This is a genomic window from Candidatus Zixiibacteriota bacterium, from assembly GCA_040752595.1.
Classification (GTDB): Bacteria; Zixibacteria; MSB-5A5; order WJJR01; family WJJR01; genus JACQFV01.
The window spans coordinates 65,550-91,600 of the sequence record JBFMGX010000047.1 but is presented as its reverse complement, the minus strand read 5'-3'; the positions used below and the strand labels follow the sequence as shown (position 1 = coordinate 91,600).

The 26,051-nt window shown below is 63.1% G+C and carries 21 protein-coding genes and 1 tRNA gene; 1 reads left to right on the top strand and 21 read right to left on the bottom strand.

Annotated elements, in window-relative coordinates; all coding sequences use genetic code 11:
• Positions 1 to 17: 17 nt before the first annotated feature.
• From AB1792_11240 to AB1792_11215, 6 genes are all read right to left on the bottom strand, one after another.
• On the bottom strand, positions 18 to 710 hold the full coding sequence (locus tag AB1792_11240) for a glycosyltransferase family 2 protein (protein MEW5702788.1): 693 nt from the start codon (positions 708 to 710) through the stop codon (positions 18 to 20).
• A gap of 202 nt (positions 711 to 912) precedes the next feature.
• Positions 913 to 990: transfer RNA gene (locus AB1792_11235), tRNA-Pro, on the bottom strand.
• Positions 991 to 1,309: 319 nt separating this feature from the next.
• The gene (locus AB1792_11230; GenBank protein MEW5702787.1) at positions 1,310 to 1,708 is read right to left on the bottom strand and encodes a MerR family transcriptional regulator; all 399 of its coding nucleotides are present in this window, start codon (positions 1,706 to 1,708) and stop codon (positions 1,310 to 1,312) included.
• Positions 1,709 to 1,827: 119 nt separating this feature from the next.
• Positions 1,828 to 2,850, bottom strand: a complete 1,023-nt coding sequence (locus AB1792_11225) for an NAD(P)H-dependent glycerol-3-phosphate dehydrogenase (protein ID MEW5702786.1) — start codon at positions 2,848 to 2,850, stop codon at positions 1,828 to 1,830.
• A gap of 98 nt (positions 2,851 to 2,948) precedes the next feature.
• Complete coding sequence (locus tag AB1792_11220; GenBank protein ID MEW5702785.1) at positions 2,949 to 3,764, bottom strand: hypothetical protein; 816 nt, start codon at positions 3,762 to 3,764, stop codon at positions 2,949 to 2,951.
• On the bottom strand, positions 3,761 to 5,494 hold the full coding sequence (locus AB1792_11215) for a hypothetical protein (GenBank protein MEW5702784.1): 1,734 nt from the start codon (positions 5,492 to 5,494) through the stop codon (positions 3,761 to 3,763). The genes AB1792_11220 and AB1792_11215 overlap by 4 nt, the downstream gene beginning before the upstream one ends.
• A gap of 257 nt (positions 5,495 to 5,751) precedes the next feature.
• Here AB1792_11215 and AB1792_11210 point away from each other — a divergent pair, with 257 nt between their 5' ends.
• Positions 5,752 to 6,753 carry an alcohol dehydrogenase catalytic domain-containing protein gene (locus AB1792_11210; GenBank protein MEW5702783.1) on the top strand — a complete coding sequence of 334 codons (1,002 nt, stop codon included), beginning with the start codon at positions 5,752 to 5,754 and terminating at the stop codon, positions 6,751 to 6,753.
• Between the two features lie 487 nt (positions 6,754 to 7,240).
• On the opposite strand, the gene AB1792_11205 is transcribed toward AB1792_11210, so the two are convergent.
• From AB1792_11205 to AB1792_11135, 15 genes are all read right to left on the bottom strand, one after another.
• Positions 7,241 to 8,188, bottom strand: a complete 948-nt coding sequence (locus AB1792_11205; protein MEW5702782.1) for a serine acetyltransferase — start codon at positions 8,186 to 8,188, stop codon at positions 7,241 to 7,243.
• A gap of 8 nt (positions 8,189 to 8,196) precedes the next feature.
• On the bottom strand, positions 8,197 to 9,126 hold the full coding sequence (gene cysK / locus AB1792_11200; protein ID MEW5702781.1) for a cysteine synthase A: 930 nt from the start codon (positions 9,124 to 9,126) through the stop codon (positions 8,197 to 8,199).
• 174 nt (positions 9,127 to 9,300) lie between these two features.
• On the bottom strand, positions 9,301 to 11,616 hold the full coding sequence (locus AB1792_11195; protein MEW5702780.1) for a M28 family peptidase: 2,316 nt from the start codon (positions 11,614 to 11,616) through the stop codon (positions 9,301 to 9,303).
• 206 nt (positions 11,617 to 11,822) lie between these two features.
• Positions 11,823 to 12,386, bottom strand: a complete 564-nt coding sequence (locus tag AB1792_11190; GenBank protein MEW5702779.1) for a hypothetical protein — start codon at positions 12,384 to 12,386, stop codon at positions 11,823 to 11,825.
• Positions 12,387 to 12,389: 3 nt separating this feature from the next.
• A complete protein-coding gene (locus AB1792_11185) occupies positions 12,390 to 13,742 on the bottom strand; it encodes a hypothetical protein (protein ID MEW5702778.1) in 1,353 nt (450 codons plus the stop codon).
• A gap of 230 nt (positions 13,743 to 13,972) precedes the next feature.
• Complete coding sequence (locus AB1792_11180; GenBank protein ID MEW5702777.1) at positions 13,973 to 17,122, bottom strand: M28 family peptidase; 3,150 nt, start codon at positions 17,120 to 17,122, stop codon at positions 13,973 to 13,975.
• Between the two features lie 173 nt (positions 17,123 to 17,295).
• Complete coding sequence (locus AB1792_11175; GenBank protein ID MEW5702776.1) at positions 17,296 to 18,603, bottom strand: NAD(P)/FAD-dependent oxidoreductase; 1,308 nt, start codon at positions 18,601 to 18,603, stop codon at positions 17,296 to 17,298.
• Positions 18,604 to 18,759: 156 nt separating this feature from the next.
• A complete protein-coding gene (gene plsY, locus AB1792_11170; protein ID MEW5702775.1) occupies positions 18,760 to 19,395 on the bottom strand; it encodes a glycerol-3-phosphate 1-O-acyltransferase PlsY in 636 nt (211 codons plus the stop codon).
• Positions 19,395 to 19,691 (bottom strand): DUF6504 family protein, encoded by a 297-nt coding sequence (locus tag AB1792_11165; protein ID MEW5702774.1) that lies wholly within the window; start codon positions 19,689 to 19,691, stop codon positions 19,395 to 19,397. Before AB1792_11165 ends, plsY begins: the two co-directional genes overlap by 1 nt.
• 323 nt (positions 19,692 to 20,014) lie before the next feature.
• Positions 20,015 to 21,334 (bottom strand): ribosome biogenesis GTPase Der, encoded by a 1,320-nt coding sequence (der, locus tag AB1792_11160; GenBank protein ID MEW5702773.1) that lies wholly within the window; start codon positions 21,332 to 21,334, stop codon positions 20,015 to 20,017.
• A gap of 522 nt (positions 21,335 to 21,856) precedes the next feature.
• A complete protein-coding gene (locus tag AB1792_11155) occupies positions 21,857 to 23,551 on the bottom strand; it encodes a hypothetical protein (GenBank protein ID MEW5702772.1) in 1,695 nt (564 codons plus the stop codon).
• Positions 23,538 to 24,230, bottom strand: coding sequence for a hypothetical protein (locus AB1792_11150; GenBank protein MEW5702771.1), 693 nt, complete (start codon positions 24,228 to 24,230; stop codon positions 23,538 to 23,540). The genes AB1792_11155 and AB1792_11150 overlap by 14 nt, the downstream gene beginning before the upstream one ends.
• The gene (locus AB1792_11145; GenBank protein MEW5702770.1) at positions 24,193 to 24,591 is read right to left on the bottom strand and encodes a hypothetical protein; all 399 of its coding nucleotides are present in this window, start codon (positions 24,589 to 24,591) and stop codon (positions 24,193 to 24,195) included. The genes AB1792_11150 and AB1792_11145 overlap by 38 nt, the downstream gene beginning before the upstream one ends.
• A 105-nt stretch (positions 24,592 to 24,696) precedes the next feature.
• Positions 24,697 to 25,071, bottom strand: a complete 375-nt coding sequence (locus AB1792_11140; GenBank protein MEW5702769.1) for a hypothetical protein — start codon at positions 25,069 to 25,071, stop codon at positions 24,697 to 24,699.
• Between the two features lie 146 nt (positions 25,072 to 25,217).
• Positions 25,218 to 26,042 (bottom strand): hypothetical protein, encoded by an 825-nt coding sequence (locus tag AB1792_11135; GenBank protein ID MEW5702768.1) that lies wholly within the window; start codon positions 26,040 to 26,042, stop codon positions 25,218 to 25,220.
• Positions 26,043 to 26,051: the final 9 nt, after the last annotated feature.

The following is a 26,051-nucleotide window of genomic DNA, read 5'->3' as shown; positions in this document are numbered from 1 at the left end:
CCCCTTCGGGTTTGTCCTCAAATGGCGACCGGCCCATGCGGTCGCGAAAACCAGAACTGCCGGATCAAACGAATGAACCTCCAGGTGTCGCGAAACGGATTGATGAAACTGACTTCGCCTTGATAGACAGTGGAGATCGGCACCGCCCCGATGCGAAGACCAGCGCGACCGGCACGAATCAAGTACTCCGACTCGAAGTCATATCGGTGGCTGACGGGATGGATCGTCTCCAGAGCGCGTAAACCGATCAAGCGGTACCCGGACTGCGAGTCGGCAATGGGCGTTCCCGCCATGCGGGATACCCACCATGATGTCCAGCGGTTGGTCAGGCGGCGCAGCCACGGCATTTCTCCCGAATGGAAGTCGCGTGTGCCGATGAGGATGTCGTAGGTCCCCGTCGCGAACATGTCGGCAAACGCGGGCAGGTGCACAGGATCGTGCTGGCCATCGGCGTCGAGGTGGATCACAGCGTCGACACCCCGGCGGAGCGCTTCGGCAAAGGCGGTGCGCAGGGCCTCTCCCTTGCCGCGGTTCTGGTCATGACGCAACAACGATACACCGAGGGAGTCGGCGACCTGCGCCGTCAGATCCCGGGATCCGTCGTCGACGATCATAATCTCGATTCCCGGCACAGCGCGACGGATGCGGGACACCAGCTCGGGGAGTGTCGCCGCCGCGTTGTACGCCGGGATGGCGATCAGGTAGGTCAAGGCAGACCCATGGAGCAAACGTCACCTACGAGGACAAGGGGCTTCAGCCCCTTGTTGACCGAAGGATTGTGCCCATTGGTTTGAGAGATCGCCCCACTCACAGCGGGACCCTCCGCGCGATGGTGGCGCAGGCATTCCCGCCTGCGCACGATAATGGGCAGACAGGAATGTCTGCCCCACCAAAGGTATATCACACTCCCAATGGTCGGGGCGAGCCGATTTGAACGGCCGACCACTTGCACCCCAAGCAAGTGCGCTAACCAGGCTGCGCTACGCCCCGAGGCCGAAGGCCCTTTCGACCGCTGCTGGGTGGCGGCAGTCGCCAATCCCGACTCGGTTGAGCCGGATCAGCACACAAACATCGCTTCCAGACGACAGAAAAACAACCGATTTGACGGCGGGGACATGTCATCCCCGGAGCTGAGGGTATCGATCAGGTTGGGGAAGAACCACCCCACACCGTCATTCTGAACCCCGCCGCTCTTCGGCGGGGTGAAGAATCTGCTGTTTCTTCACAGGGGAGGGAAAGCAGATGCTTCGTTGCGCTCAGCATGACAGGCCTTTTCTCCCGGCTTCTGGGAGTGTTCTTCCGCACCCTGCTAGGGCAACAGCGCGACGATCGCCTCCAGCTCACGGCGGAGGTCGCCGAGGAGCCGCTTGGCGCGCATCGTATCCGGTGGAGTTTCCTCCCCCATCACCTCGGCGCGCAGGCGTTGCCGGGCGCCCTCGATCGTGTAACCTTCCTGGTAGAGGAGATGCTTGATGCGCATGACCAGATCGATGTCCTTACGCTGGTAGGTGCGGTTCCCCGCCCGGTTTTTCTTCGGACGGAGTAAGGCGAATTCCTTCTCCCAAAAGCGCAGCACATACGGCTTCAACTCGCATTCCTCCGCCACCTCGGAGATCGAATAGTATTTCCGTTCCGGGAGGCGTCTGAGCTTCAGACGCGGAATCGAGCCCAATGCGCTTTCGGTCTCAACCAATTGCTCTTCGGTCATAGGCGATGTCCGTCGCTACGCGGTTGGGGTCAAAACCAGGGGCCTGGCATAGGGTAAGATACAGGATTGCGCGCGGAAGCCAAGCCGTAAGTTTGCGCGACAGAGAAGGTCATCCGAGATCATCGCCGGATTTCCGGTTGCGCCGGGCGGGCCATCAGTTCCGCCAGCGCGGTCGCCGCCGGTTTCCCCGCGAAGAGAACGTCGGCCACGGCGCAGGTGATCGGCATGTCGACATCGTGGACGTTGGCCAAACGTACCGCCGCCTGTGTCGTGGTCACACCCTCGGCAACCATCGACATCCCGGAGAGGACGCCCGATAGCGCCCGCCCGCGGCCGACCTGTTCGCCGACATGCCGGTTGCGTGAATGGCGCGACAAACAGGTCGTGATCAGGTCGCCGACGCCGGAAAGACCGGCAAACGTCTCCGGCTCGGCACCCATTTTGACGCCGAGACGTGTGATCTCCGCCAGGCCGCGGGTGATCAGCGCCCCTTTCAGGTTGTCGGCCGACTCATACCCGAGCCCGTCGACAATCCCGGCGGCGATGGCAATGATATTCTTCAAGGCCGCGGCCAACTCCACGCCGATGACGTCGTCGCTGGTGTAGACACGCAACGTGTCCGAGCTGAAGGTTGCTTGGACCTGTCGCGCGGCCTCTGAGTCGGGACTGGCGGCCACAAGCGCCGTGGGCACGCCGCGTGCAACTTCCTCCGCATGGGATGGTCCGACCAATGCAACCACGCGTTTGCTTCCGGATGTGGAGGCGACGATTTCGGTCATGCGCAGGCCGGTATCGACCTCGATTCCCTTGGTCAGGACGACGAGCGTCACCTGAGAATGGAGGAACTCTCGGACCTTTTCTGCTGTGGTCCGAATCGCTGTCGATGGCGTGACAAAGGCAACGCAGTCGGCCGCCGAGGCCGCCCGCGCTATGTCATCCGTCACTTCAACTGACGCGGCTAAGATGATGCCCGGCAATTTGTCGGGAAGGGTCCGCGCCTCGGCCAATCGTGCCGCCGCGGCCGAGTCGAACTCCCACAATCGAACCTCATGCCCGAGCACATTGAGATGTCGGGCGACCGCCAGACCCCAACTCCCGGCGCCGAGAACGGCGATTGTCTGTCCTTTCGCAGCATCAATCACGCGGTCACGATAGGCGGGCAATCACGAGCGAATCAATCGAAAAGAGAAGCCTGCGGGGTGGGTCCCCGCAGGCTTCGAATACACACTCTGTGGTTCTCCTACGGCGCACAGGGATCGCAGAACTCGGTCGCCGGATTCGCACCGCGGAACGCGACGTTAACGACCTTAACCACGTCCTGCACGGTCGTGACGTCGTCGCAGTTCACGTCCGTGCGCTCCTTGGGACATTGCGGGTCGAACACCGGCGCGCTGCCACGGAAGGCGACGTTCACCGTCTGAACGACATCCTGGATGTTGGGAATCCCATCGCACTGCGGGTCGCCATGACAGGGGCAGGAGCAAGCCGCCGCCGGTTGCATCAGGGCGAACGGTGACAGTGAGTTCACTTCGCCGCAGATGATGTTGTTCACCATATCCAACGAAGTGGTCACATCCACCCACGCCGCCAGGCCCGTGTCCCAATGCCACAGAGTGAGATCCGACTCCGGTCCGTACAACCAGGCCGGGTCGTATTCGAGGCAGACGGTCACCGGCGGATCGTAGACGGCGGTCGTCTGAATATCAAAGTACGTCGGTTGCGCCAGAGGAATGATCGCGAATCCATCCGGCGGTGGGGGGCCGACCGTGCCGACATCAACGGTTGTGGTGCCGGACGCTGTCACTTCGCCGAACGTGACATTGATGTCGTCGGAGACGGTCGCCGTCACGTTCGTGCCAACGGGAGTCCAACCGTACGCCACGGCAAGGGTGATCGGCCAGACGATCGGCGAGGCCTGGTTGGTGGCGTTGTGGAGGATCGTGATTTCTCCGTTGTAGTTCCCCACGGGGAGAGCAGTGGCATTCATGGTGAGGTCCACGACATGGGGAGGCGACGAGACCGGGACGGTGAAGGCGCCGGACGGAACCGCACTCAACCACGCGCGCCCATCGTGACGGTCACCTCACCGTCAAGCTCGCTCAGGCCCAGATTCGCGACGGAGAAGCTCTCCCCTGTCAACACGTCGCCGGGGAGGACATGGAACGTGTTGGGCGGATCGGTGGTGGGAAAGACGGTCCCGATCTGCGGGGCGATCAAGGGGCAGACGTAGGGCGCGTCGGCTACGCCGCCCGGATGCCGCTGATACATCATGTAATTCCACTGCCAGGTCCCCTCCCCTTGTGCCACTACGCCGGCGTCCTGGTCGACAACGAACAGAATGTCGATGTCATGCACATCCTGGCCGATGCTGGCCCAATGCTCGGAGCGGCACACATCGTCAGGCCGCGGCGGGTCGTTGCCACCCGGAGGCACGGCCCCCGGGTCGCATCCCGGGGTCTGGGTGTTTGTCAGATTGGCAGGCACCGACCAGCCAAGGCCGCCCCACGGCGACACCGTCAGATAGAGCTCGCCGTTCATGTAGCCGCCGGCCGAGTAGTCCGCCAATTCCGCCGCGGTGAACCCGCCGAATTGCGTGAAGACCAGATAGAGGTAGTCCGTGTTTGGGGTTCCGGCGCAGATGGTCCCGCCATCGCCGACCCCGAGCGTCAACTTGGCAAAATTGAGGTCGAAGATTGAGTTGCCGTTCGACACCGGATTGTCCCAATAACCGAAGGCGACGGGCCTGATGCTTGCGGTCGCGGTGCTCCAGTGCCGGATTGCGACTTGGCTCTTCGTCGGGACTCGTTGCTCGGCCCAGACGATGTGCAGATTACCGGCGTTGTCATAGGCCGCGGCGATGTCCATCCCGGCCTGCGGTCCACCAGCGACATTGTAGTTCGTGATCACGTGCCGGAAGGCGGGGTCGAGTTCCGCGCCGCTGATCCAGCCGGCGCCCGCGGTCGGCGATTCGTAGTAGACCACGTTCGCCATGCCGTTCATTCCGGGTTCCAGATTCGAGACGAACACGAAGGCGACCTTATCGGAGCCTCGGTCGGAGGTCAAAAGGTATGCCGGGGACAAAGTCTGGTTCTCCATGGTAACGGGGCCCTGCCAGGCGGTTCCGTCGTACCGCCAATAGAGCATCGGTGCGGCGCACGGCACAGGGGTCGGCAAGTGATCCGACTCAGGGCCGAAGAACTCCTCAGGGGCGCAGTCGGTCGCGAGGATGTGCACAATGTCATCAGGTTGTTTCTGCTGCACAGCTATGCGGGGCCACGCGGTGGTCGATGGCCCCAATTCCGTGTCTATGTGCAGCGCGGTACCGGGAAATGGGAACCACAGGCGCCAGGACGTGTACGGCACATAGTCCTGGCGCTGATGGAGGGTTGCCTGCAACTGGTCGTCATCCCCCAAGTCACAGTCGACGAACCCCGAACGACTGACTCCTGGGTAGACGACAACCGGGACGCCACCGTATGCTTCCGTCAGAAAAGCGGTCGAAATCTGGTAGCAGTTGTAGTAGACCCCACGGTCGTCGTCGTAGAGTGAGGCCGGTACCTGACTCCATCCGGTCCAAAGGAAGTGGACGTAATCGGTACCGGGATTGTGGGCCACCTGATATCCCATGGCAAACCGGTGCTGCATGTCCCAGGCGGTGCGGGCAATGTCCAATCCCGGCGGCAACGGCGGCGGTTGGGACAATACCGGTGAGGCCGGCCAAACGATCAGTATCATCGATAGGATAGTGCTCTCGAGTACAAGCCCAATCGCGGAACGGCGAGGCATGGCCACCTCCTGGCTCTGGGGTTGTAGCGTGTTGCAGGACAATGTGGAACCAGGTCCGATCCCCGTAGCGAACGGACCCACTTCTCCCATGCAAGATGCGCGGGAATTGTCACGATGTCAAGTGTCTTTGTGGACATGGTTGTGAACGACTTGGGCACACCGGGCCAGTCCGACCGGATACGCTTGCCATGGGCGTCGTAGAGCTTTCTTTGTCACGCGATAGTCTGTATTGTACCGACATGCCGAGGAGGTCTGCCATGAAAGCTGCCGTGTTGAAGACCCACAATCAGCCGTTCGCGTTTGAGGAACTACCGATCCCCGAGCCGGGACCGGGGCAGGCGTTGATTCGCATGCATGCCTGCGGGATGTGCGGCACGGACGTGCATGTCTGGCGCGGTCTATTCCCGTCCACGCCGCCGATTGTCCTGGGACATGAACCGGTGGGAACGATTGAGAAGCTCGGTGACGGGGTGACATGGCTTGCGAAGGGCGATCGTGTCGGGGTGCCGTGGGTGCAGTCGGGATGCGGGCGCTGCCCGGCGTGCGTCGAACATCATGAGATCTATTGCACCGAGGCCCGCACTTGGATGGAGAACGGCGGCGGCTGGTCGGCGTTCATGATCGCCGAAGCCACCGGTTGCATTCTCATTCCGGAGGCGTTGTCATGGGAGAATGCCGCGCCGATGTTTTGCGCCGGGTTCACGGTGATGAGTGGGTATCGCAATGGTCAGCCGCGTACGGGAGACCGGATCGCTATCCTCGGCGTCGGCGGGCTGGGGCACCTCGCACTACAAGTCGCCAAGGCGATGGGGCACGAGACGATCGCGGTGACCGGCACGGCGTCCAAGAAGACCGAGCTTCTGGAACTGGGGGCTGATGACGTCGTCGTGGTGAAAGAGCACGCCGGCAAGGAACTCGCCGCAGCCGGCGGTGCCGATCTGGTATTGTCGTCCACCAACGCGATGAACCAGAATGCCGATGTCCTTGCCGGACTGCGCCCGGAGGGACGACTCGTGATCATGGGTGTCGGCGCCGAGCCGATTTCACTCGTGCCTTTCATGAATCTGATGGGTCAGGTCACGGTGAAGTTCTCGATGCAAAATCGCCGGCGAGACCTGATGGAGGTTCTCGACCTCGCCGCGCGCGGCAAGGTCCGTCCCAAGCTCGAGATCTACCCGCTCGAACGGGTCAACGAGACGCTGCAGCGGTTGATCGATGGGAAAGTGCGATACCGGGCGGTGTTGACGCACGCGCATTGAACGCGTCGCGATGTGGCTGCGCTGTCGAAAGATCGATGCGGATTCCCTCACCCGCCCGCCGCAGGCGGGCGACCTCTCCCCCTCGACCCGGCTCGGGGCAAGCCGGTGGGAGAGGTTATCGTCACGCCCTCACCGTTCAGGTTCGCAATGACACCGGTGGACAAGGGGCTTAAGCCCCTTGTTTGCCCTTGATGTTATTTGGGAGGGCGAAGCTCCTGCTGAGCCTCTTTCCATAGGCACGTCAAAATGGCCCGGCAGGAGCCTCGCCCTCCCGGATGAACTACCACGTTCTCGTGTTGAACGCCTGCTCGTGCGCGTCGTCGGCAGTTCGGAGCGCAGGAGCCCTGTGCTCCTGCGACTCTCGTCAGGTGCGCAGGGCACCTGACCTACAGGTTGCCATCATCAAAACAGCAGATCCCTCGTCCGCCATGGGCGGACTCGGGATGACAGTTGGAGCATAAGTGTTTTGGCGGACTTCAACTGCTCGTCAGATCCCCGCGCCGGCGCGGAATTCGTTGAGCTGTGTCTGCGCCTGGGAGACACGGCTGCCGGGCGGGACGCTGTGGGTGAGCCAGACATTGCCGCCGATCGTCGAACCGCGGCCGATGGTAACGCGGCCGAGAATGGTCGCGCCGCCGTAGATGATGACGTCGTCCTCGACGATCGGATGACGCGGAATCCCCTTGATGGGATTGCCTTTTTCATCCAGCGGGAAACTCTTGGCGCCGAGCGTCACGCCCTGATAGACGCGCACGCGGGTGCCGATCACGCAGGTCTCCCCGATCACCACGCCGGTGCCGTGGTCGATGAAGAACTCCGGGCCGATCTGGGCGCCGGGGTGGATGTCGATCCCGGTGATGCTGTGCGCGTGCTCGGTGATCATGCGCGGCAACAGTGGGATGCCGAGGCGGTAGAGCTCGTGGGCCAGGCGGTAGTTGGCGACCGCCAGAATCCCCGGATAGCAGAAGATCGTCTCATCCGGCGACGGGGCGGCCGGATCACCTTCGTATGCGGCCTTGACATCGGTCGCCAATAGTCGACGCACCTCCGGCAGGCGTTTCAGGAATTCCCGTGTGACTTCCGATGCCCGCTCCGCGCGGGCCTCGTCGTCGAGTGGTTTCGCGTCGCTGGTGAACAACAGGCAGCGCTCGACCTGTTCCCGCAGCACACGAAGAACGCGGTCGAGAGTGGCGCCGACATGGAAGCGCAGACTCTCGGGACTCAGCTCGGATGTACCGAAATACCCGGGGAACAAGACGGCGCGCAATCCCTCCACCATCTCAACAATGGCGTCGCGCGACGGCAGCTTGTGATCGCCGCCGTTGGCCGAGCGCGTGTGCGTCAGATGGTCACTGGTTGAGCATAAACGGGCGACAACGGCGTCCAATGTGGTCGCATCGACAGGATCGGATGGGTTCGGTGAAGCGGCGGACATGATCAATCTTAGCCTTCCTCGAATAGCCAGGTGCTCAGATACCGTTCGCCGGTGTCGGGAAGCACGACGACCAGCATCTTTCCCGCGTTCTCCGGACGGGCGGCCACTTGCGTGGCGGCATACAATGCCGCGCCGGATGAGATCCCGGCGAGTATTCCCTCTTCCCGTGCCAGGCGACGCGCCATCTGCCCGGCTTGGTCGGACGTGACCTGAATGATCTCGTCGATGAGATCGGTGCGCAGCACGCCGGGGACGAATCCGGCGCCGATTCCCTGAATCTTGTGCGGCCCCGGTTTGCCCCCGGAGAGAACCGGCGAGTCGGTCGGCTCGACGGCAATCGCGCGGAATGACGGCTTCCGCGGTTTGATGATCTCCGAAACACCGGTGATCGTGCCGCCGGTGCCGACACCGGAGATCAGGATGTCCACTTTGCCGTCGGTGTCGCGCCAAATTTCCTCGGCGGTGGTCTTGCGGTGGATTTCCGGGTTGGCCGGATTCTCAAACTGCTGGAGCATGAGATAATTGGAATTCGCCTGCGCCAGTTCCTCGGCCCGGCGGATGGCGCCGCGCATGCCTTCGGCGCCCGGCGTCAGCACCAGCTCGGCGCCGAATGCCGCCAGCGATTTGCGCCGTTCGATGCTCATCGTGTCGGGCATGGTCAGAATCAGCTTCAGTCCCCGCGCCGCGGCGACAAAGGCCAATGCGATTCCGGTGTTGCCGCTGGTCGGTTCGATCAGGACCGTGTCCTTCTTGATCATTCCCGCCGCCAGTGCGGCATCGATCATGCTCAGGCCGATGCGGTCTTTGACGCTGGCGCACGGATTGTAGAACTCCAACTTGGCGATCACATCCGCTTTGAGGCCTTTCCCGATCTTGCCGAGGCGGACCAACGGGGTCTTGCCGATCAACTGCGTGATGTCCTGGGCGATTGCGGCCATGGTCGTTCTCCGTTTCTCTCCATCATGTGATTCGGCATCCGTTCTGCATTCATGACAATGAATACGTGGCCGCAAGGCAGACTAATTGCGTCCACTTTTGGGCCGGAGATGTCGTCTCGGGCGATGGATGTGCAACGGCGGGCACGTCAGGCCGTGCCACTACGTGTGCGGGTCCTATGGCCCGCAGGGCGATGTGTAGGTCGTGGCCGGGTTGGCGCCGCGGAAGGCGACGTTGATCACCTTGGTCACATCGACCAGATCAGTCTGGCCGCTGTTGTCGACATCGGTGCGCTGGCGCGGGCAGCCGTCATCGATCGGCGGCGGTGTGCCGCGGAAGGCGACGTCGATTGTGCCCACGACGGCGAGTACATCGGAGTGGATGCCATCGCAATCGGGATCGGCCTGACAGGGACACGTGCAGGGATCGCAGGCGTCGCCCAGACTGTCATGGTCGCGGTCGATCTGGGAGGGATTGGCGACGGCCACGCAATTGTCGCACAGATCACCGACGCCGTCGCCGTCGGCGTCCGCCTGATTGGCGTTGGCAAGCGTGGGACAATTATCGCAGGCGTCGCCTTTGCCGTCGCCGTCGGTGTCGGTTTGTGACGGATTGGCGACGGTCGGACAGTTGTCGCAGAGATTCCCTCTGCCGTCACCATCGGCGTCGGCCTGATCGGGATTGACGATTGTCGGACAGTTGTCGCAGGTGTCACCGACGCCGTCGGGTGACGGCTCGCCGGACCCGTCCAGTTCGGAGTCCTGCTGCCAGGGATTGGCGACATACCGGCAGTTGTCGCAGGCATCCCCTTTACCGTCGCCGTCGGTGTCGGTCTGATCGGGATTGGCGACCGAGGGGCAGTTGTCGCAGGCGTCGGCGAAGTTATCGGCGTCGTAATCCAACTGGGTGGGATTCGGCGCATACGGGCAGTTGTCGCAGACATTCCCCACGCCATCGCCGTCGGTATCGGCCTGATCGTCATTCGATGTGTTCACGCAGTTGTCGCAGACGTTGCCGAGCGTGTCGAGGTCGGAATTGGCCTGGTAGTTGTTGGCCGTGAAGTCGCAATTGTCGCAGGCGTCACCGAGCGTGTCGCTGTCCGAGTTGGTTTGCGAGGGATTGATCACATACCGGCAGTTGTCACAGGCATCGCCGAAGGGGTCGCCATCGGCGTTGCCCTGCGCGGCGTTCGCCGTCCGCAGGCAGTTGTCGTCGGCATTGGGGATGCCGTCGTTGTCGACATCGCCGCTGACCGTGTAGACCGTCGCCAGCGACGCCTTGACCATGCGCGTGGCATAGTCGAAGTTGACATACGTCGTGCTGTCACGGTACGAATGGTAGACGCTGGAGAAGTTGTACTCGTGCAGGAAGACGGCATTATATCCCATTTGATAGAAGGGATAGTGGTCGGAACCGCCGGAGATGCCGGACAGGTACCCCGTGATGCCGGCCAGCGGCGCGGCCAGGTTGATCCACAACTGCGCATAGGCGCTGGTGGGGCCGTGATAGAGCCGGGCTTGCGTGTCGTTGTAGATGTGGCCGATCATGTCCATGTTGAACATCAACACGATCTGATCGCCGTTGGCGACCGCGGTGTTGGCATAGTGGTACGATCCCAAAAGCCCGTACTCTTCCGCGTCAAACGTGATGAAAAGGAACGTGACTTCCGTGGGGATGTCGCGGAGAACACGGGCGATCTCGAGCACCGCGGCGGTACCCGTGCCGTTGTCATCGGCTGCGGGGGAGTTGTTGACGCCGTCAAAGTGAGCACCGACGATGATCTGCAGCTCCGGATAGAGCGTGCCCGGCTTGGCGGCGACGACGTTGTAGTTCTCCTTATAGCCGCCGGAGACGTTGGCCCAGAACGGGTCATTGTAGACCGAATCGTACCCAAACGACTGGAATTTGGCGTGGATCCAATCACGCGCGGCGCGCACCGAGTCGGTACCGGCGACACGGCGGTAGAACGCCTGCAGGCGATTGAGATAGGACGTGATCGAATCCTGTTCAATGAGTCCGACCAGCGAATCGATGTCGAACATGGGCGCCCAGAGCGCCTTCTCCCCTGTCACCGACTGCGTGTAGGTGATCTTCACGTTTTCGTTGCGGATCGGCAGCAACTCCGTCGTGGCGTCGGTCGGTTCCAGATCGAGCGGAGTGACACGCAGGACGCGAATCTGGTCCTTTTCATAGAGGAGCGGGTAGCGCTGGACATTGAGACGGTCCATGCGGCGGTCGATGGCCAACTCGTTCTTTGCGACTCCCTTGGCCAGTAATTCGACATCGAGGCTGGAGAGCGTCCATTGCCCGGCGATGGCCGAGTCGGCGAGCACGAGGTAGTCGTTGCCCAACGCCACCAATGCCTCGGCACCTGAAGCGCGCAAGAGTTCGGCATCCTGCGGCGAATGCAGAGTGACGCGGTAGAGGTCACCGGCGACGGCGGGTGCCGCCAGCGCGATGATCAGGATGGTGCAGTACAGCAGTCGTTTCATGGCGGGTACTCCTCGAGGTTACATCCCCGCGGGTAAGATAACTCATTCCGCCCGCAATCCAAGTGAAACGGGGCGCGAGGGTGGCGAATGCCACTTGGGGCCACGCTCTCAGGGTTGTTTGAACAAGGTGGTGACTCAGCGGTCGACCGGCGGTCTTCCCCCATCCGCTTGGACCGAAGGTCCAAGCGGGTGGGGGTCTGGGGCGTCTACGGCCCGCAGGGATTGCAGAACTCCGTTGCCGCATTCCCGCCGCGGAAGGCGACGTTGACGAGGTGAACCACGTCATAGACCTTGGTCACGCCGTCGCAGTCGACGTCCGTGGTCATCCGGGGGCAGAGCGCGTTGGAGTCGGGGATCTCCGGTTCGCTGCGAAAGGCGACATCGACAGCCAGCACAACGTCGAACACATTCGTCACGCCGTCGCACTTCGGATCGGCATGGCAATCGCAGTCGCAGGGGGTGGCGATGCCGTACCAGAATCCAATCCCCAACGTGTGTGTCGGCGAGGCCACGAGTCCGGCCGCATGTTGGGCCGCAGAGGCGCCAAAACGCAGGTTTCCGGCGGCGGCGCCTACGACTCCGCCGCTGTTGATGGAGACCCAATCGAGCTGATATGGAACAGGCGGCGACGCGGTTGTCCGATCATCGCGAACACGAGCGCTGTCATTTGCTGACGGGGGCTCTCCTGTTGCGCGGGGCTGGTCTTCGCCCGCTGCCGCGACAACCGCAGCGATAAGCAGGGCCAGGTATGGTCCGGACCGGCGCATCATCTCTCAGCGCTCCCCGTCCGGCGACTGCTGGTGTGACTGCGTCTCTTCCAGCTCGCGTGCGAGGCGCTCGGCCTCGATCCGAGCGCGCAAGGTCCTGATCTCCAATTCACGCAAATCGACTTCCGTGGAGCCCCCGGTGGCCGGATTGCCAACTTGGGCGGCCATCGGCACGACCACCGAGCCGTAGGATGTCGGGTGAAAAGTCGCTGTGATCCCACGGTAGAAACAGCGTGACACGGCCCCGACGGCGTTGTCCGGGTGCGCCTTTCCCTCCAATCGGTACTCGTATGTCCCCGCCGCGGCCGCATAGTAGATGCGATCCACGTAGAACGGGAAGGCATAGTCTCCGGCGGTCACCGAGGCGTACTGGGGAAGACCGACAGTGATTTGATTGTCCATGTCCGATCCTCCGCCTTCGGTTTCGTCGATCTGCACATGTATCCGGTTACAGCCTGTCGTGTTGTACGGCGAGAAGAGCCCCCGTGCCTGCACGACGATGTAACCCGCGGAGGGAACGGTGATCGAGACGGTCACCACATCCGAGAAATCGGCCGCGCCCTGCGTAAACGTCTTCGCCGCGGACTGAGCGGTCGCCGCGATGCCGGTTTCATTGGCCGTCTCATCGGCGGCAATGGCGTCGTCGGGCAGCACGACAGAAGCATCGCCGGAACTGGCCATGTTGAATACCGCGGAACGGCTCGGGCCGGTGATGGACACCTTGGGACTGAGAGTCCCAAGGTAGTTGCGGTCAACGCTGAACCCAGCGGTTGTGGTGGAACGTCTGACCGCCAGGTATCCTCCCTCACCCGACACATCGGGCTCCAGCGCGATCGTCGTGTTGCCCGCGTCATCCCGGGTGTAGAGGGCGCCCCACTGCCCCGGCCAGCCAACGGCGACCAGCGGCACAATCAGGGCCCCGGACATTGAATCGCCTGTCACATTGACATAGCGGTTGTCGTCACCCGGCGCCGAGTAGGCGAACGGCCCACTATTGAGCTTGAGTCGCGGGAACGTCTGCGGGGGATTGACACCGTCGTCGACCACGATCTCCAGCCAGCGGGCGGTGTCGCTGAATATGTCCGCGGTCAACGGCTCCTCCGCGCCGACGTGGGCGTTCCAGAGGCCACCGTCTTCGATTGTGACTTGTTGGATCTCCGGACCGGCCATGGGCCAGATCGCCTTGCCGCCAACATCGCGACTCCAGATGCGGAATGAAATACCATAGAGCCCCGCCGGGACTGGGACCCCGGCGCTGTCGGTCAAACGCCCCTGGATGTTCATGCTGGTCGGCACATCGGCCCGACCAACACCGGCCAACAGACACACCAATGCTCCGACGAAGAGAACGTTGCGCATGTGTCACCTCCAAGAAGAGCTGCGACCCGCGGCCGGAACATGCGGCGCGGAGGACCTGGGACCCGGAGCCGGGCACTCCCACAATGGAAGATAACCAGTATTGGCGTCTTGTCAATATCACGGCGGCGTCGGAGACTGCCCGCCGGGTGCACGGCGCGATATTTCGTAGGGGCGACCCGGTGGGTCGCCCTCCCCGTGCGCGGGACGAAGGGCGAGGCCACGCCTCGCCCCTACGGTCCGCAGGGATCGCAAAACTCCGTCGCTTTGTCTGCGCCGCGGAAAGCGACGTTAACCGTCTTCACGACGTCGACAACGGTGCTGACGCCGTCGCAATTGACGTCGGTGGCGTGGTTCGGGCAGTGGGGGTCGGATGCCGGTGGTGCGCCGCGGAACGCCACGTCGATTGTACTGACAACGTCCTGGAGATTGGTGGTCGCATCGCAGACCGGATCGCCGTGGCAGGCGCAGATGCACTCGCAGACATCACCGACGCCATTGCTGTCGAGGTCGGTCTGGTCGGGATTGTAGACCAACGGGCAATTGTCGCAGGCGTTGCCGAGACCGTCGCCGTCGCTGTCGAGCTGGTCGGGGTTGATCGTGGTCGGGCAGTTGTCACAGCCCGCGAAGGTTACATCGCCATCAGCATCGCCCAGAAGATAAGTGCGCACCTGCCCCGCATCGGTCCCGCCGGCGCCGTTCCAGCAGGCGCCGATGACCAGATCGCGGAAGCCGTCGGCATTCAGGTCGGCGGCGGCAATGGCATCGCCGAACCACTCGCTGGGATCCTGATGGGAGCCGGAATAGGCGTACATGAGCGTGCCATACCCACCGGAGTACAGGTAGACGCGGTCGCGCCCCGGCGCGCCGACGCTGTAGTCGTCGTGGCCGTCGCCGTCGATGTCCCCCAGCCCACAGACCGAGTTGCCGTACACTTCTTCGGCCGCTGTGCCGCCGTCGTGCGTGTAGAGGAGCGCGCCATTTATGCCGGAATAGACATAGACTCGACCCGCATCGGTGCCGCCGAGATCGTTGTTGATTGCCGAGACGATCAGATCGGCGCGGCCATCGCCATTCACGTCGCCGGCAGCCGCCACGGCGGTTCCGAACTCATCCCCCTCCGCATCGCCTGTGAATGTGCGCAGCAGCGCGCCGGTGGCGCCGGAGTAGACGTAGGCGCGGCCGCACTGCGGGCCCATGGCGTCGTTGTACTTGGCGCCGACGATGGCATCATCGATGCCGTCGCCGTCGACGTCACCGGCGTTGGCAACCGCCAGTCCGAACTGGTCGCCGGAGGCCTGCCCGGTGAAGGTGCGCAGACGTGAACCGGTGTGTCCGGAGTAGATGAAGGCGCGGCCGGGACCGGGGGTGCCGACCGTATAGCTGGGTGCCCCGATGAGGAAATCAGGGACGGTGTCACCGTCAACGTCGCGCAACCCGGCGATTGACGCGCCGAAGTAATCCGCCTCAGCATCACCGGTCAGGATGATATCGGCGCTGCCGGCGGGGACGGTTACCGGGAAGGGCCCGGAACGCCCGTAGAACACGTACACGCGTCCGGCATTGAATGTCGCCGCGTCGTTGGCCATCGCGCCGACAATGATGTCGTCATATCCATCGCGATTAACGTCTCCGGCAGCGGCGACCGCCGATCCGAACCAGTCGCGCGGCGCCTGGCCGGTCAGATAGTACATGAGCGTCCCATCACGACCGGAATGGACATACGCCCGACCCGGTTCTCCGGGACCGGGACGCTGGCCGTTGATTCCAAAGACGATGTCCTCAAAGCCGTCGCCGTTGACATCCCCGGCGCCACTCACACTCCAACCGAGTCCCAGTCCCTCCTGCGATCCGGTGAAGGTGTGCTTAGGTACATCGACGGCGCAGGGATCGCACGCGTCGCCGATGCCGTCGCCATCGGTGTCGTGCTGATCCAGATTGGACCGTGTCGGGCAGTTATCGCACACGTCGCCCAAGCCGTCGCCGTCATACTCCCCCTGCCCCGGATTGTAGACAAACGGGCAGTTGTCCTGGTCGGTGGGGATGCCGTCGTCGTCAAAGTCCGGATCCATCGCCGTGACGTAGGCGGCGGCGAGCGTCGCCTTGACCATGCGCGTGGTATAGTCGAAGTTGATATGCGTCGTGCTGTCGTTCGGCTGGTGGTAGACCGTGGAGAAATAGTACTCCTGGACAAAGACGCCGTCGTATCCCTTCTCGATGAACGGTTCATGGTCCGAGGCGGTGGCTCCGGCGAGGACGCCGGTGATACCGACCAGGGTATCGGCCAGATCGATCCAGGTCTGGGCGCCCTTGGTGGTCGCCCCATAGTACAGATTCGCCATGTCGTAATTGGACAGCTCGCCGATCATGTCGGGATTGTACATGACGAGAATCTTGGCCCCGGCGTCATAGAGACTGTCGACAAAATGGTATGAACCGACCATCCACGCTTCTTCGGCGTCGAATGTGACAAATGTGAAGGAGACATTCGTGGGCACGTCGCGGAGGACGCGGGCGAGCTCCAGCACGCAGGCCGTGCCGGTGCCGTTGTCGTCGACGCCCGGCGAACCGGGGACGGCGTCGTAGTGGGCGCCGACGACAACGTGTACGTCGGGATAGAGCGTCCCCTCCTTGACGGCCACGACGTTGTAGACCGGATAATAGCCGCCGTAGTAGGCGCCGATGAAGCTGTCGACGTAGGCCGAGGCATACCCGTAGTCGTGGAACTTGCCCATCACCCAGTCGCGGGCAGCGCGCAGATTGGCCGTGCCGGCCACGCGCCCATTGAAGGCCTGGAGACGATAGAGGTACGAAGTCACGGAATCCTGGCTGACACGGTCGATCAGTGTACGCAGGTCGAGCGCCATCGGCGCGACGGCATGGGCACCGGCGCGGGGTGGCGTATAGCGAATCTCCAGGTGCCGACCGGCCACCGGCATGACGTCGGATTCGGCGAGGGCCGCCTTTGGAGTTGCCGGATCGATGCGCAGCAGACGGGCCGCGCCGACTTGATAGATCACCGGGAATGGACCCACGTACTGCGCGTCAGGACGGTGATCGATGGCGAGTTGGTCGTGATTGAGCTTGCGGGCAACCAGAGCGTGGTCGAGGCGATAGAGAGTCAGGTTCTCGGCCGCGTCGGGATCAACCAAGACAAGGTAATCGTTTCCCAGGTGCATCACCGGCTCGACATCGCAGGCCTTCAGCATCCGGGCATCGCGATGGCCGTGCAGGGACACGCGGTAGAGATCAGCGGCGTGCAGGCGAGCTGTCCCCAGTCCCAGAAGGAAGAACGCTGTCGATAGGATGAGGCGCGACGCCGCGGGTCGATGGGAGTTTTCGACCCTGGCGCTGCGGCCGATACGGCGGAATTTTGCTTTCACAGTCCAGGACCTCCCGGAGGAGTAAGCGACCTCTACCGTGTAAAGATACCCATTTCACGAGGCCCGACAAGGGGGAATGTGGGAATGTACTCTGATGCTTCTGGAGGGGCGTATGGTTCACCGCGAGCGGTTCACCACGAGTGGCAATTCGCCCAGACTCATCACCTCGGCCATTACAGCGAAGCGACGGCGCCTCGTCCGGCGACGTGCCCGCTCGACCAGGCCCACTGGAAGTTGAATCCACCAATGCGGCCGTCGACGTCGAGGATTTCGCCGCAGAGGTACAGACCGGGCACAAGGCGCGACTCCATCGTGCGGGCATCGATCTCGCGCAGATCGATGCCCCCTGCCGTGGCCTCGGCATGCGTGTAACCGCGTGTTCCGACCACCGGGAGTTCAAGCATCGTAAGGGTTTCTGCCAGGCGGCGTCGGGCCTTGCGATCGAGTTGAGAGAGGGGAGTTTCCCGTCCGACTTCGGCGGCGAAGGCTTCGGCGAGACGCACGGGGAGGATGTCTCGGAGCGTTGTGGAGATCTGTCGTCGTGGATGGTCGGTCCCCTGCTCGCGGAGCCAGGCGTCGGCCGCGTCGGTGGTAGCCAGCGGCAAGACGCCAAGGTATAGGCGCAGGCGGCCAGCAGGATCATCGTGAGCGGCACGTAGCCAGTGTCGGGAGAGATCGAGCGTGGCCGGTCCGCTGATCCCAAAGTGCGTGAGTAAGACCGGTCCCTCGACTTGGGCCAACTTCCGCCGCGGCCATGCCTGTGTCTCCTGGTAGAGGCGCAAACGAGCGTCGAATGAGACGCCGCTGAACTGGGAGAGACGTCCGCCGAGATCGGTGCTCTTCTTGAGAATCAGAGGCGTGAGTGCCGGCGTGGTGGGAATGATCGTGTGGCCGAGGCGACGCATCCAAGCGAGACCGGCGCCGTCGCTTCCCGATTTCGGGAACGCCAGGCCTCCGGTGGCGACGATCAGACGGCGTGCGCACATAGCGCCGTGCACAGGCGATGGCGCTGTGGGGGACCGCACCATGCGTAGTTCGAAGCCATCGGGAGAGAGACGAATGTCAGTGACGGGTGTGCCGGGGACCAAGGGGATGCCGATCTGATGGACGCGATGCAAGAGGGCATCGAGGACATCGCGTGCCCGATTCGACGATGGGAAGTACTTCCCGGATGATTCGAGTTTCAGTGGGACGCCCAGCGAGGTAAACCAGGCGATCGTCTGCTTGTCATCGAATGCGCCCAGGACCTTGCGGATGGTCGGCCGTGGGCCGCCGTAGAAATCGTCGGGGGTGACATGCTGGTTGGTGACATTGCAGCGGCCGCCGCCGCTGACGAGGATTTTGGCGCCGGGGCGTTGCGCGCTTTCCAGGAGGACTATAGAAACATCCCTGCCAGCCGCCTCACCGGCCGAAATCGCCGCGGCCAGACCGGCGGCCCCAGCGCCGATGATCGCGATGTCGGCCGTGCGAGGCAGATTCACGCGGTTGCGTCCGTCGGATTCATGGCATAGCGGCAATGCAGAATGCCCCGGAAGGGCGACGCTCCCGCGGAGCCGCTCCTCGCGTGCAGAACATGATGGCTCGGCAGGAGCCTCGCCCTCCCATTCATGGAGATCCCGGCGAGCTTGGTCGTATCGTCAGGGACCGTCCTGGCGGCGGCCGAATCGTGCCTCATCACCGTGTCTCAGGCGACGGAGATTGGATCTGTGCGTGAAGAACACCAGCGCGGCGACCAGCAACGCAGCCACGACCAGCGCATTGGGGATCGGTACATGCAACACGAAGCGCCGGATCAGGACGGCGCCGACAAATGCCGTCACAGCTACCAGCGACCCGACCGAGACGATGCGCGTGAGCGCGAAGACGATCACCCACACACCAGTGGCGATGGCGGCTTCCAACGGCAGAAGCGCGGCGAACACACCGAGTGCGGTGAGGACACCCTTGCCGCCGCGGAAGGCGGCGAAGATCGGATACAAATGACCGACGATCGCCGCGATCCCCAGTATCAGTCGTGTTTCGGCTGTGCCAAGTCCACTGCCTGCGGCGGCCATGGGTCCGAGCCAAAAGACCGGGGCAAAACCCTTGAACACGTCGATCACCCCGACGAGAATGCCCCAGGGAACGCCCAGGACGCGCGCGGCATTGGTCGCCCCCGCATTGCCGGAGCCATGTTGACGGATATCGATGCCGCGCACCATGCGGCCGATCCACACGGCGGCCGGAATCGATCCCGCCAAATATGAGAGCAGAATCGCCAGCGCCAGAACCATCACGATGCCGCCTCATCCCCGAGCCGCTGGTACAGAAACCACTCCCCCGGGCCCCGGGAACGATCGAGATAGATCTCGAAGATATCGCCCGCATCGGTGCGGACGCGAAAGTAGTTCCGGTGGCGGCGGGTACGCCAGTCGCGCTGCTTGGCGCCGGAGGGGAATCCCCAATCATGCCAGGTCGTGACGATCTCGGTGATGTGGTAGCGGGCGCCCCGCCAGCTCATCGACACCGGCTCGATAGCTCTCCCACCGGTCTCGACCTCAATCTTCTCGCCGATGAATTGCGCGGCCATGGCAGTACAGATAGGGACTTATGTGAGGGTAAACAAGGGGCTTAAGCCCCTTGTCCTCGATCCGTGACGTGTGTGTGTGCCTGCGATCTCTGATCGCGGCAGTGTTTTCCTCCGAGTGCAGCACGGCACGCCGTGCCCCTACAAGAACATCATGTCACTCATTTCTCCTCGATCCCCGAGTGGGTAAACAAGGGGCTTCCGCCCCTTGTCCTCAATCCATGACGGGTGTGTGTGCCCGCGATCTGTGTTCGCGGCGTCTGTCCGCCCTGCCGCATGGGACCGCGATCGGAGATCGCGGCCACGCATGTGCCATCCACGTCTGATCATCTTCCCCTCTTGCGCCAGCGTAGGCGGATCGGCACGCCGGCAAAGCCGTATCGCTCGCGCAGACGGTTGATCACATAGCGCTCGTACGGTGCTCCGATCAACTCCGGGTGGTTCCCGAAGATAACGAACGTCGGCGGCGGCTCGGGGGCTTGGGTGACGTAGTGAATCTTGATGAACCGACCCTTGACGGCCGGCGGCGGTTTGGCTGTGATGTCGGCAAGGACGGTCTGATTCAGTTCCGGTGTGGGAATGTGTCGTAAACGTTCGGCGGCGATGGTGGCGGCAAACTCCAGGGTTCGGGCGGCGCGCTGTCCGGTCAGCGCGGAGAGAAAGAGCACCGGAACCCAGCCGAATGTCTGCGCCCGGGCCTGCAAGTCCTTCGCGTAGGCTCCGGCGGTGTCCGTGTCCTTTTCGATCAGGTCCCATTTGTTCACGCCGAAGAAGACGCCGCAGCCGGAGTCGGCGGCCATCGTCGCGATCCTCAGGTCCTGCACCGAGAGCTCCTGCGAAGCATCGAGGAGAACACAGACGACGTCGGCGCGCTGGATGGCGCGGATGCTGCGTAGCGCCGTGTAGAATTCGATTTGATCGGTCACGCGCGCCGCCTTGCGCAAGCCGCCGGTGTCGATCAACACGAATTGCCGACCGTCGGACTCCAGCGCCGTGTCGACCGCATCGCGCGTGGTGCCGGGGACCGGAGAGACGATCATGCGTGAGGCACCGAGCAGGCGGTTGACCAGCGATGATTTCCCGACATTGGGACGGCCCACAATCGCCAGGTGGATCGGTGCATCGGGTGCCTCCATCGGCTCCGGCATGGGTGGAAGTGCCGTTATGACCAAGTCGAGCAGATCGCCGATGGCACGGCCATTCATCGCCGAGATTCCGATCGGTTCGATCGGTCCCAAGCGGGCGAATTCATAGACGTCGGCGTCGCGGCGCTCGTCATCGATCTTGTTGATTGCCATGACCGACGGCTTGCCCGAGCGCAGGACCAAGCGGGCAATGGCGGCATCGTCGGGATGAACGGTCACGGTACCATCGAGGATGAGCAGGACCAGATCGGCTTCCTCGATGGCGAGACGGGCCTGATCCGCGATGGCGCGCGTCATTTCTTCATCGGATTGCAGGATCAGTCCGCCGGTGTCGACGAGCGCGAAGCTCCGCCCGGCCCACTCGGCCACGGCATAGTGACGGTCGCGGGTCACCCCCGGAGTGGGATCGACCACCGCCTGCCTGCGGCGCAGGATGCGGTTGAACAAGGTCGACTTGCCCACATTGGGGCGGCCGATGATGCAGACAATAGGCAGAGACATGATCGACCCAGCGATTCGGGTCCGGAGGGTGCCACGATCGGCACATTCGGCCCGGTGCGAATATACGAAGAGTCCAAGTGTTGAGCGAGGCGGGAGGGGCGATGCCTTTCGGCATCGGCCCGGAGCGGGGTCGATAGGCGGGAGTTGGGGGATGGTGAGCGGAACGAAGACGACAAAGTCAGTCCCACCCTTCGGGTGGGGCACAATAGACAGCGGCCCCGCCTGCGTGAGCGGGGCCGCCCTCGTGGTTGCGCCCTCAGCGATCCGGAGTGCCGATCCGGCCAGGTCCGAGCCGGACGGGATGGATCACGTGGCCCGATCTACGTTACGAGTAGGGCGTGACAGAACCTGTCAGGGGTTCTCGCCGGATTGATGGATTTCCGTTTCTCGGGACCTGTGGCGTCGGGAACAGATGAAGAACGCCCTCACCCGATCCGCCTGCGGCGCCGTGCCTGCCGGCAGGCAGGGATCGACCTCTCTCCCTCACTCCGTTCGGGATAAACCCGTGGGAGAGGTTAGTGATTACCAGGTCAGCAGCCACGAGGCGGAATCCGGAACGCTGATCCGGCGGCGTAGAACCGCGCCGGATTCGAGCCGGATTTCGAACTCGTAGCGGGTCGAATTGGGCGTCAGCACCGACGATGGGTACAGGTCCATGAACCAGTGCCCGGCAGAATCCGTGGTCGTCTGACGCTCATAGGGGGAGATGACAACATTCTGGTATCGCAGCGGCGACTCGGGAATGCGCGCTCGGACCATGACCCCCGACAGTTCGTTGCCGGAGAGGTTCGACACCCAGCCATAGACACGGCACAGTTCGGCAGTCGCCGGCGTGCCGGGATCGAAGGGTGTGGCCCACAGCGTATCATGCCCCCCTGAGGTCCCCACTGCGACGATGGTCGGCTGGGGCGCGAAGATGTATCCGCTGAGGTAGCCGTAGGCATGGTACGTCGTCGCCTCCAGCGCGAAGATGGCCCTTCCGGAGGCGTCGGTCGTGCCGAACGCGGCGGTCGCGGTCTCGCCGGCATTGTAGACGCGTACGAAGGCACTCGCGACGGCCACAGTGTCGGTCCCGATGACGGCGGCGACGGACAGGGTGCAGGGGATCGCCCCGGTCCCGCCACCACCGACGGCGGCCCAATTGTCGCTGTGTGGGGCATGGGCGTTGATCGAATCCGACGCCGCCAGAACGGAGCGAAATCCCGCCGGGACTTTCGTGGACGAAGAGAGAACGACGGCAGCCGAATCATTCTCCACAACCTCGATCTTCACAGCCGGTTCGTTGTCGCCGAATTCCGCGCCGCTGACGACATACAAGGCGGACCCGTTGGAAGACTCGACTCGCAATCCCGCGCCAGTACCGCCCGCCGCAGCATAGATTCCCTGTCCGCTGGTTTGGGACAGTGCCTTGATACCACTCCCCGCACCATATCCATACGCGACAATGCCGCTACCGTTACTGCCGCCATCGATGTCGATGCCGTGAGCGCTGCCCAACCCAGAAATCCAGAATCCGTTTTGGTTCCCAGTCCCGCCCGCCTTGACACGGATGACCTCCGTGTGAGGTGCGACCAGCGTTCCCGTCGTGTAGAATCCGGCGGCGCTTGTCACTTGTGACGAGCACGAGACGGCTGGCCCGGCGCTGCTGGTGTTGTTGACTCGCAGACGGCGCAGCGAGAGGTCGACTCCCCCTGTCCCGTCGAGCATGGCTTCGAGATTGTCGGCGGCAGCGGCATCACCGCTCACCATCGAGTTCCTGTTGATGGAATCGAGAATTCCAGCGAGATTGCCTTGGGTTACAACTTGGAACTCCCCGTTGTAGGTTGACAGCAGGGCCAGCGACGAATCGCCGGCGACCAGCGTCCATTTGTATGTGCCGTTGACACCGGCTCCGTCAATGTCGGCGATGGCCCGCTTGTAGGACATGAAGGACAGGTTCTTGGCGCGGAAATTCAGCGGCCGGTAGGTGATCTTGGCGTCGCTGAGAAGGCGCGCCGAATCGGTGTACACCAGCGTCCCGCCCGGGTCGTAGACGAAGAACCAGAGCGAATCCCCGGAGGAGCGCGGCACGGGATTGCCGAGCGAGTCCAGCAATTGGAAACTGACGGCCAGCGAATCCTCATAGGCCGTGCCGTCATTGTGGACGATTCCCGCGACGGCCGGCCCCGCGACGCTGAATGCCGCTGCGATCAGGAGAACGCCGTTAATCTTCATCATGTGAATACCCTGCTTGTGCGAGGGACAACTCAGGTTTCGGAGACTGACCCGGAGCTTCTGTCAGTCGCCGGCGCCGCGACGGTGCGCCGGTGGTTCCACCGGGGGTGTACGTGCAGTAGATCGACATCAGGAAGCCGTTGAGTGTCGATTCGGTCAACGTGGATGGCCAAACGCCGTAGGTGGCGCTCTGATAATCGGTGAAGTTGCCGGATTGGCCGGAATTGACCCGTACTCCGGCATTGTCGGTGGTACCGTAGCTGATCCAGACGCACAGATCATAGGTCGCGCCCGATACCAGCGAAGCGTGGTTCAAGAGGGCAAAAGACCGCCAGCCGTCGACGCAGATGACACCGCAGTTGACCTGTAGTTCGGCAGAGGTATCCAGGAGCGCCGGCGTTCCATCATTGTAGTCGTACAGCGCGCAGCGGATCTTGAAAACGTCGTAGTCGCCGCCGAAATCGAGGTAGACGGTGATGCTGTCGGCGGTGCCGCCGGAGGGCGCTACGAAGCGTCCCGCCGTAATCTGGTTCTCGGTGTTCAGCGTCGAGGTTTGCAGGCCGGTGTTGCCGAATGTTGCGGCGTGGCAAATGCCGGACGGTGCGATCACAACGACCACCAGGAAGCCGAGCACCAGCGCCGTTCTACTCGTGATCCTCGGTTGCATGATGTCCACTGTCATTTGTGCTGTCATCCTCATCAGTCGGTGGTCTTGGTTCGTCCGGGCACCCATCACTGAACTGTGCCAGTTCCTCCCGGCGCATTTGGTCCACCATCGCCCAGAAGGTCTTCTGCGCTTCGACGGCCGGACGGAGCTTCTCCTTGAATTCCAGCAGACGCACAAGGTCGGTCAGCTTGACGTTGAGATCGCTGGAGTCGATTTCCCGCCAGCAGCGGTCGAGGAGCTGCTCGACCAGCTCAAGGTCACGATGCGACGAATCGGAGGAGAGCGGTCTTTGGGGGATCTCATGGGGTGCGGGAACGGCACTAACTGAGCGGTCGACATCCACGGACCGGTCATCCTCCAACAGTTCCCATTTCATTGAATGCCTCGCGCGATTGCGACCCCGCCAGTCGGCGAGGTCGGAGGCGAAACCCCAGGGAGCAGACCTGCGACCACGGCGGGAGCCGCATCGGGCCGGTCCCGCTCATGAGCCCGCCTCGATGATCCAGAGGTCGGCCATGCCATCCTCGGCGGCGGCCTCGCCTTTGCCGACGCGGAATGACGTGTTGCCGGGCGTTCCGATGACAGCGATGCTCACGGCATTCTTGGCGACCGGGATCACGACGGGATGATCGATCTGATCCGGCAGCGAGTTGCCGCGATGGTCGGTGAGCGCCGAGAAGGCGATGTCCTGCGCCATACCGCCGATCGTGAAGCGCTGAAAGACGACGCGTGTGGCGGCATCATCGGTTTCGGTGGCCAGTGCATCGATGGTCTCGGCCCCAAGCTCGCCCCAGATGGAGACGGCGGGCACAAACCAGGCACGTCGGCCGGTCAGGTAGGCGTAGGTTGTGTTCATAATACACGGTCAAGTGGGCACGGCACGCCGTGCCCCTACGGTTGGGTGCGGTCTTGCCGATCTCCGTGTCAACGATGTGGCACAGATCCACAAGGGGCTGAAGCCCCTTGTCCTCATCGTGCGGAGATCGAGTGTTCTGCCGACGATTAGCCGTGGCGCAACGATTGCAGGGACGGCACCGGTGCGGCAAAGCGCGAAAGGAACTGCCGACCCGATTGCTCATAGCGGTCGGCTAGGTCGAGCCAGGCCTGGGTGATGTTCCGCACCGCGGCGCTGTCGGCGGCGGATGAGGCGAGCGCGGCGGCCGCACGCATCCGCGCCACGGCCGCCACCGTCCAATGCGTGGCGCCGATCACCAGCGCGGGCGCCGGCTGCTCCTCGTCGGGTGAATCGACCATCGCCAGGACCGCCTCGCCCGATTCGGCCATCGCCTGCTCGATCACGGCGTCGGAGACAAAGCCATTGGCCACGGCGTACTCCACGAGGACCGACTGCCCGTCGGCGATGGCGCCTGTGCTGCGGCGCGCCAACTGGCCGGACGTGTACGTAATGGTGTAATCATCCCCGGCCGTGAAGACATGGTGGTACTCGAACCATACGACAACCGTCTGGCCGCCGCCGATGGCTCCGTCGACGATGCGTCGCACGCGCCCGGCGGTGTAGTCGACGATGAAGTCGACGTTCTCTTGGAAGACGACACCAAGCGAGCTGTCGGAAGCAATCACAACGCTGTCGGGAACCAGTGAGTCATGCGACAAAGAAACCCAGGCATCGGCCAGGACAGCGAGTTCCCGAGTCGGTGCCTCTCCCCTGCGGCACTTCACAACGAGCGATCCCTCGACCAGACCGGTGTGCGGGAGTTGGACCGGGGTCGTCCCGTTGAGGACGACGCCATGGTTGTCGATCCGCGTTTCTCCCAAACGGAGAACGTCGAGATGGGCGCGTACGAGTTCGGGTGATGTGAATGCCATGCTCGACTC

Bases quoted from the DNA above. Each gene is read 5' to 3' on its own strand.
- plsY (MEW5702775.1), bottom strand. From the start codon at position 19,395: ATGGTTCTGGCGCTGGCGATTCTGCTCTCATATTTGGCGGGATCGATT.
- AB1792_11210 (MEW5702783.1), top strand. From the start codon at position 5,752: ATGAAAGCTGCCGTGTTGAAGACCCACAATCAGCCGTTCGCGTTTGAG.
- AB1792_11190 (MEW5702779.1), bottom strand. From the start codon at position 12,386: ATGATGCGCCGGTCCGGACCATACCTGGCCCTGCTTATCGCTGCGGTT.
- AB1792_11135 (MEW5702768.1), bottom strand. From the start codon at position 26,042: ATGGCATTCACATCACCCGAACTCGTACGCGCCCATCTCGACGTTCTC.
- AB1792_11150 (MEW5702771.1), bottom strand. From the start codon at position 24,230: ATGACAGTGGACATCATGCAACCGAGGATCACGAGTAGAACGGCGCTG.
- AB1792_11165 (MEW5702774.1), bottom strand. From the start codon at position 19,691: ATGGCCGCGCAATTCATCGGCGAGAAGATTGAGGTCGAGACCGGTGGG.
- AB1792_11145 (MEW5702770.1), bottom strand. From the start codon at position 24,591: ATGAAATGGGAACTGTTGGAGGATGACCGGTCCGTGGATGTCGACCGC.
- AB1792_11205 (MEW5702782.1), bottom strand. From the start codon at position 8,188: ATGTCCGCCGCTTCACCGAACCCATCCGATCCTGTCGATGCGACCACA.
- AB1792_11140 (MEW5702769.1), bottom strand. From the start codon at position 25,071: ATGAACACAACCTACGCCTACCTGACCGGCCGACGTGCCTGGTTTGTG.
- der (MEW5702773.1), bottom strand. From the start codon at position 21,334: ATGTCTCTGCCTATTGTCTGCATCATCGGCCGCCCCAATGTGGGCAAG.
- AB1792_11185 (MEW5702778.1), bottom strand. From the start codon at position 13,742: ATGCGCAACGTTCTCTTCGTCGGAGCATTGGTGTGTCTGTTGGCCGGT.
- AB1792_11195 (MEW5702780.1), bottom strand. From the start codon at position 11,616: ATGAAACGACTGCTGTACTGCACCATCCTGATCATCGCGCTGGCGGCA.
- cysK (MEW5702781.1), bottom strand. From the start codon at position 9,126: ATGGCCGCAATCGCCCAGGACATCACGCAGTTGATCGGCAAGACCCCG.
- AB1792_11215 (MEW5702784.1), bottom strand. From the start codon at position 5,494: ATGCCTCGCCGTTCCGCGATTGGGCTTGTACTCGAGAGCACTATCCTA.
- AB1792_11155 (MEW5702772.1), bottom strand. From the start codon at position 23,551: ATGATGAAGATTAACGGCGTTCTCCTGATCGCAGCGGCATTCAGCGTC.
- AB1792_11230 (MEW5702787.1), bottom strand. From the start codon at position 1,708: ATGACCGAAGAGCAATTGGTTGAGACCGAAAGCGCATTGGGCTCGATT.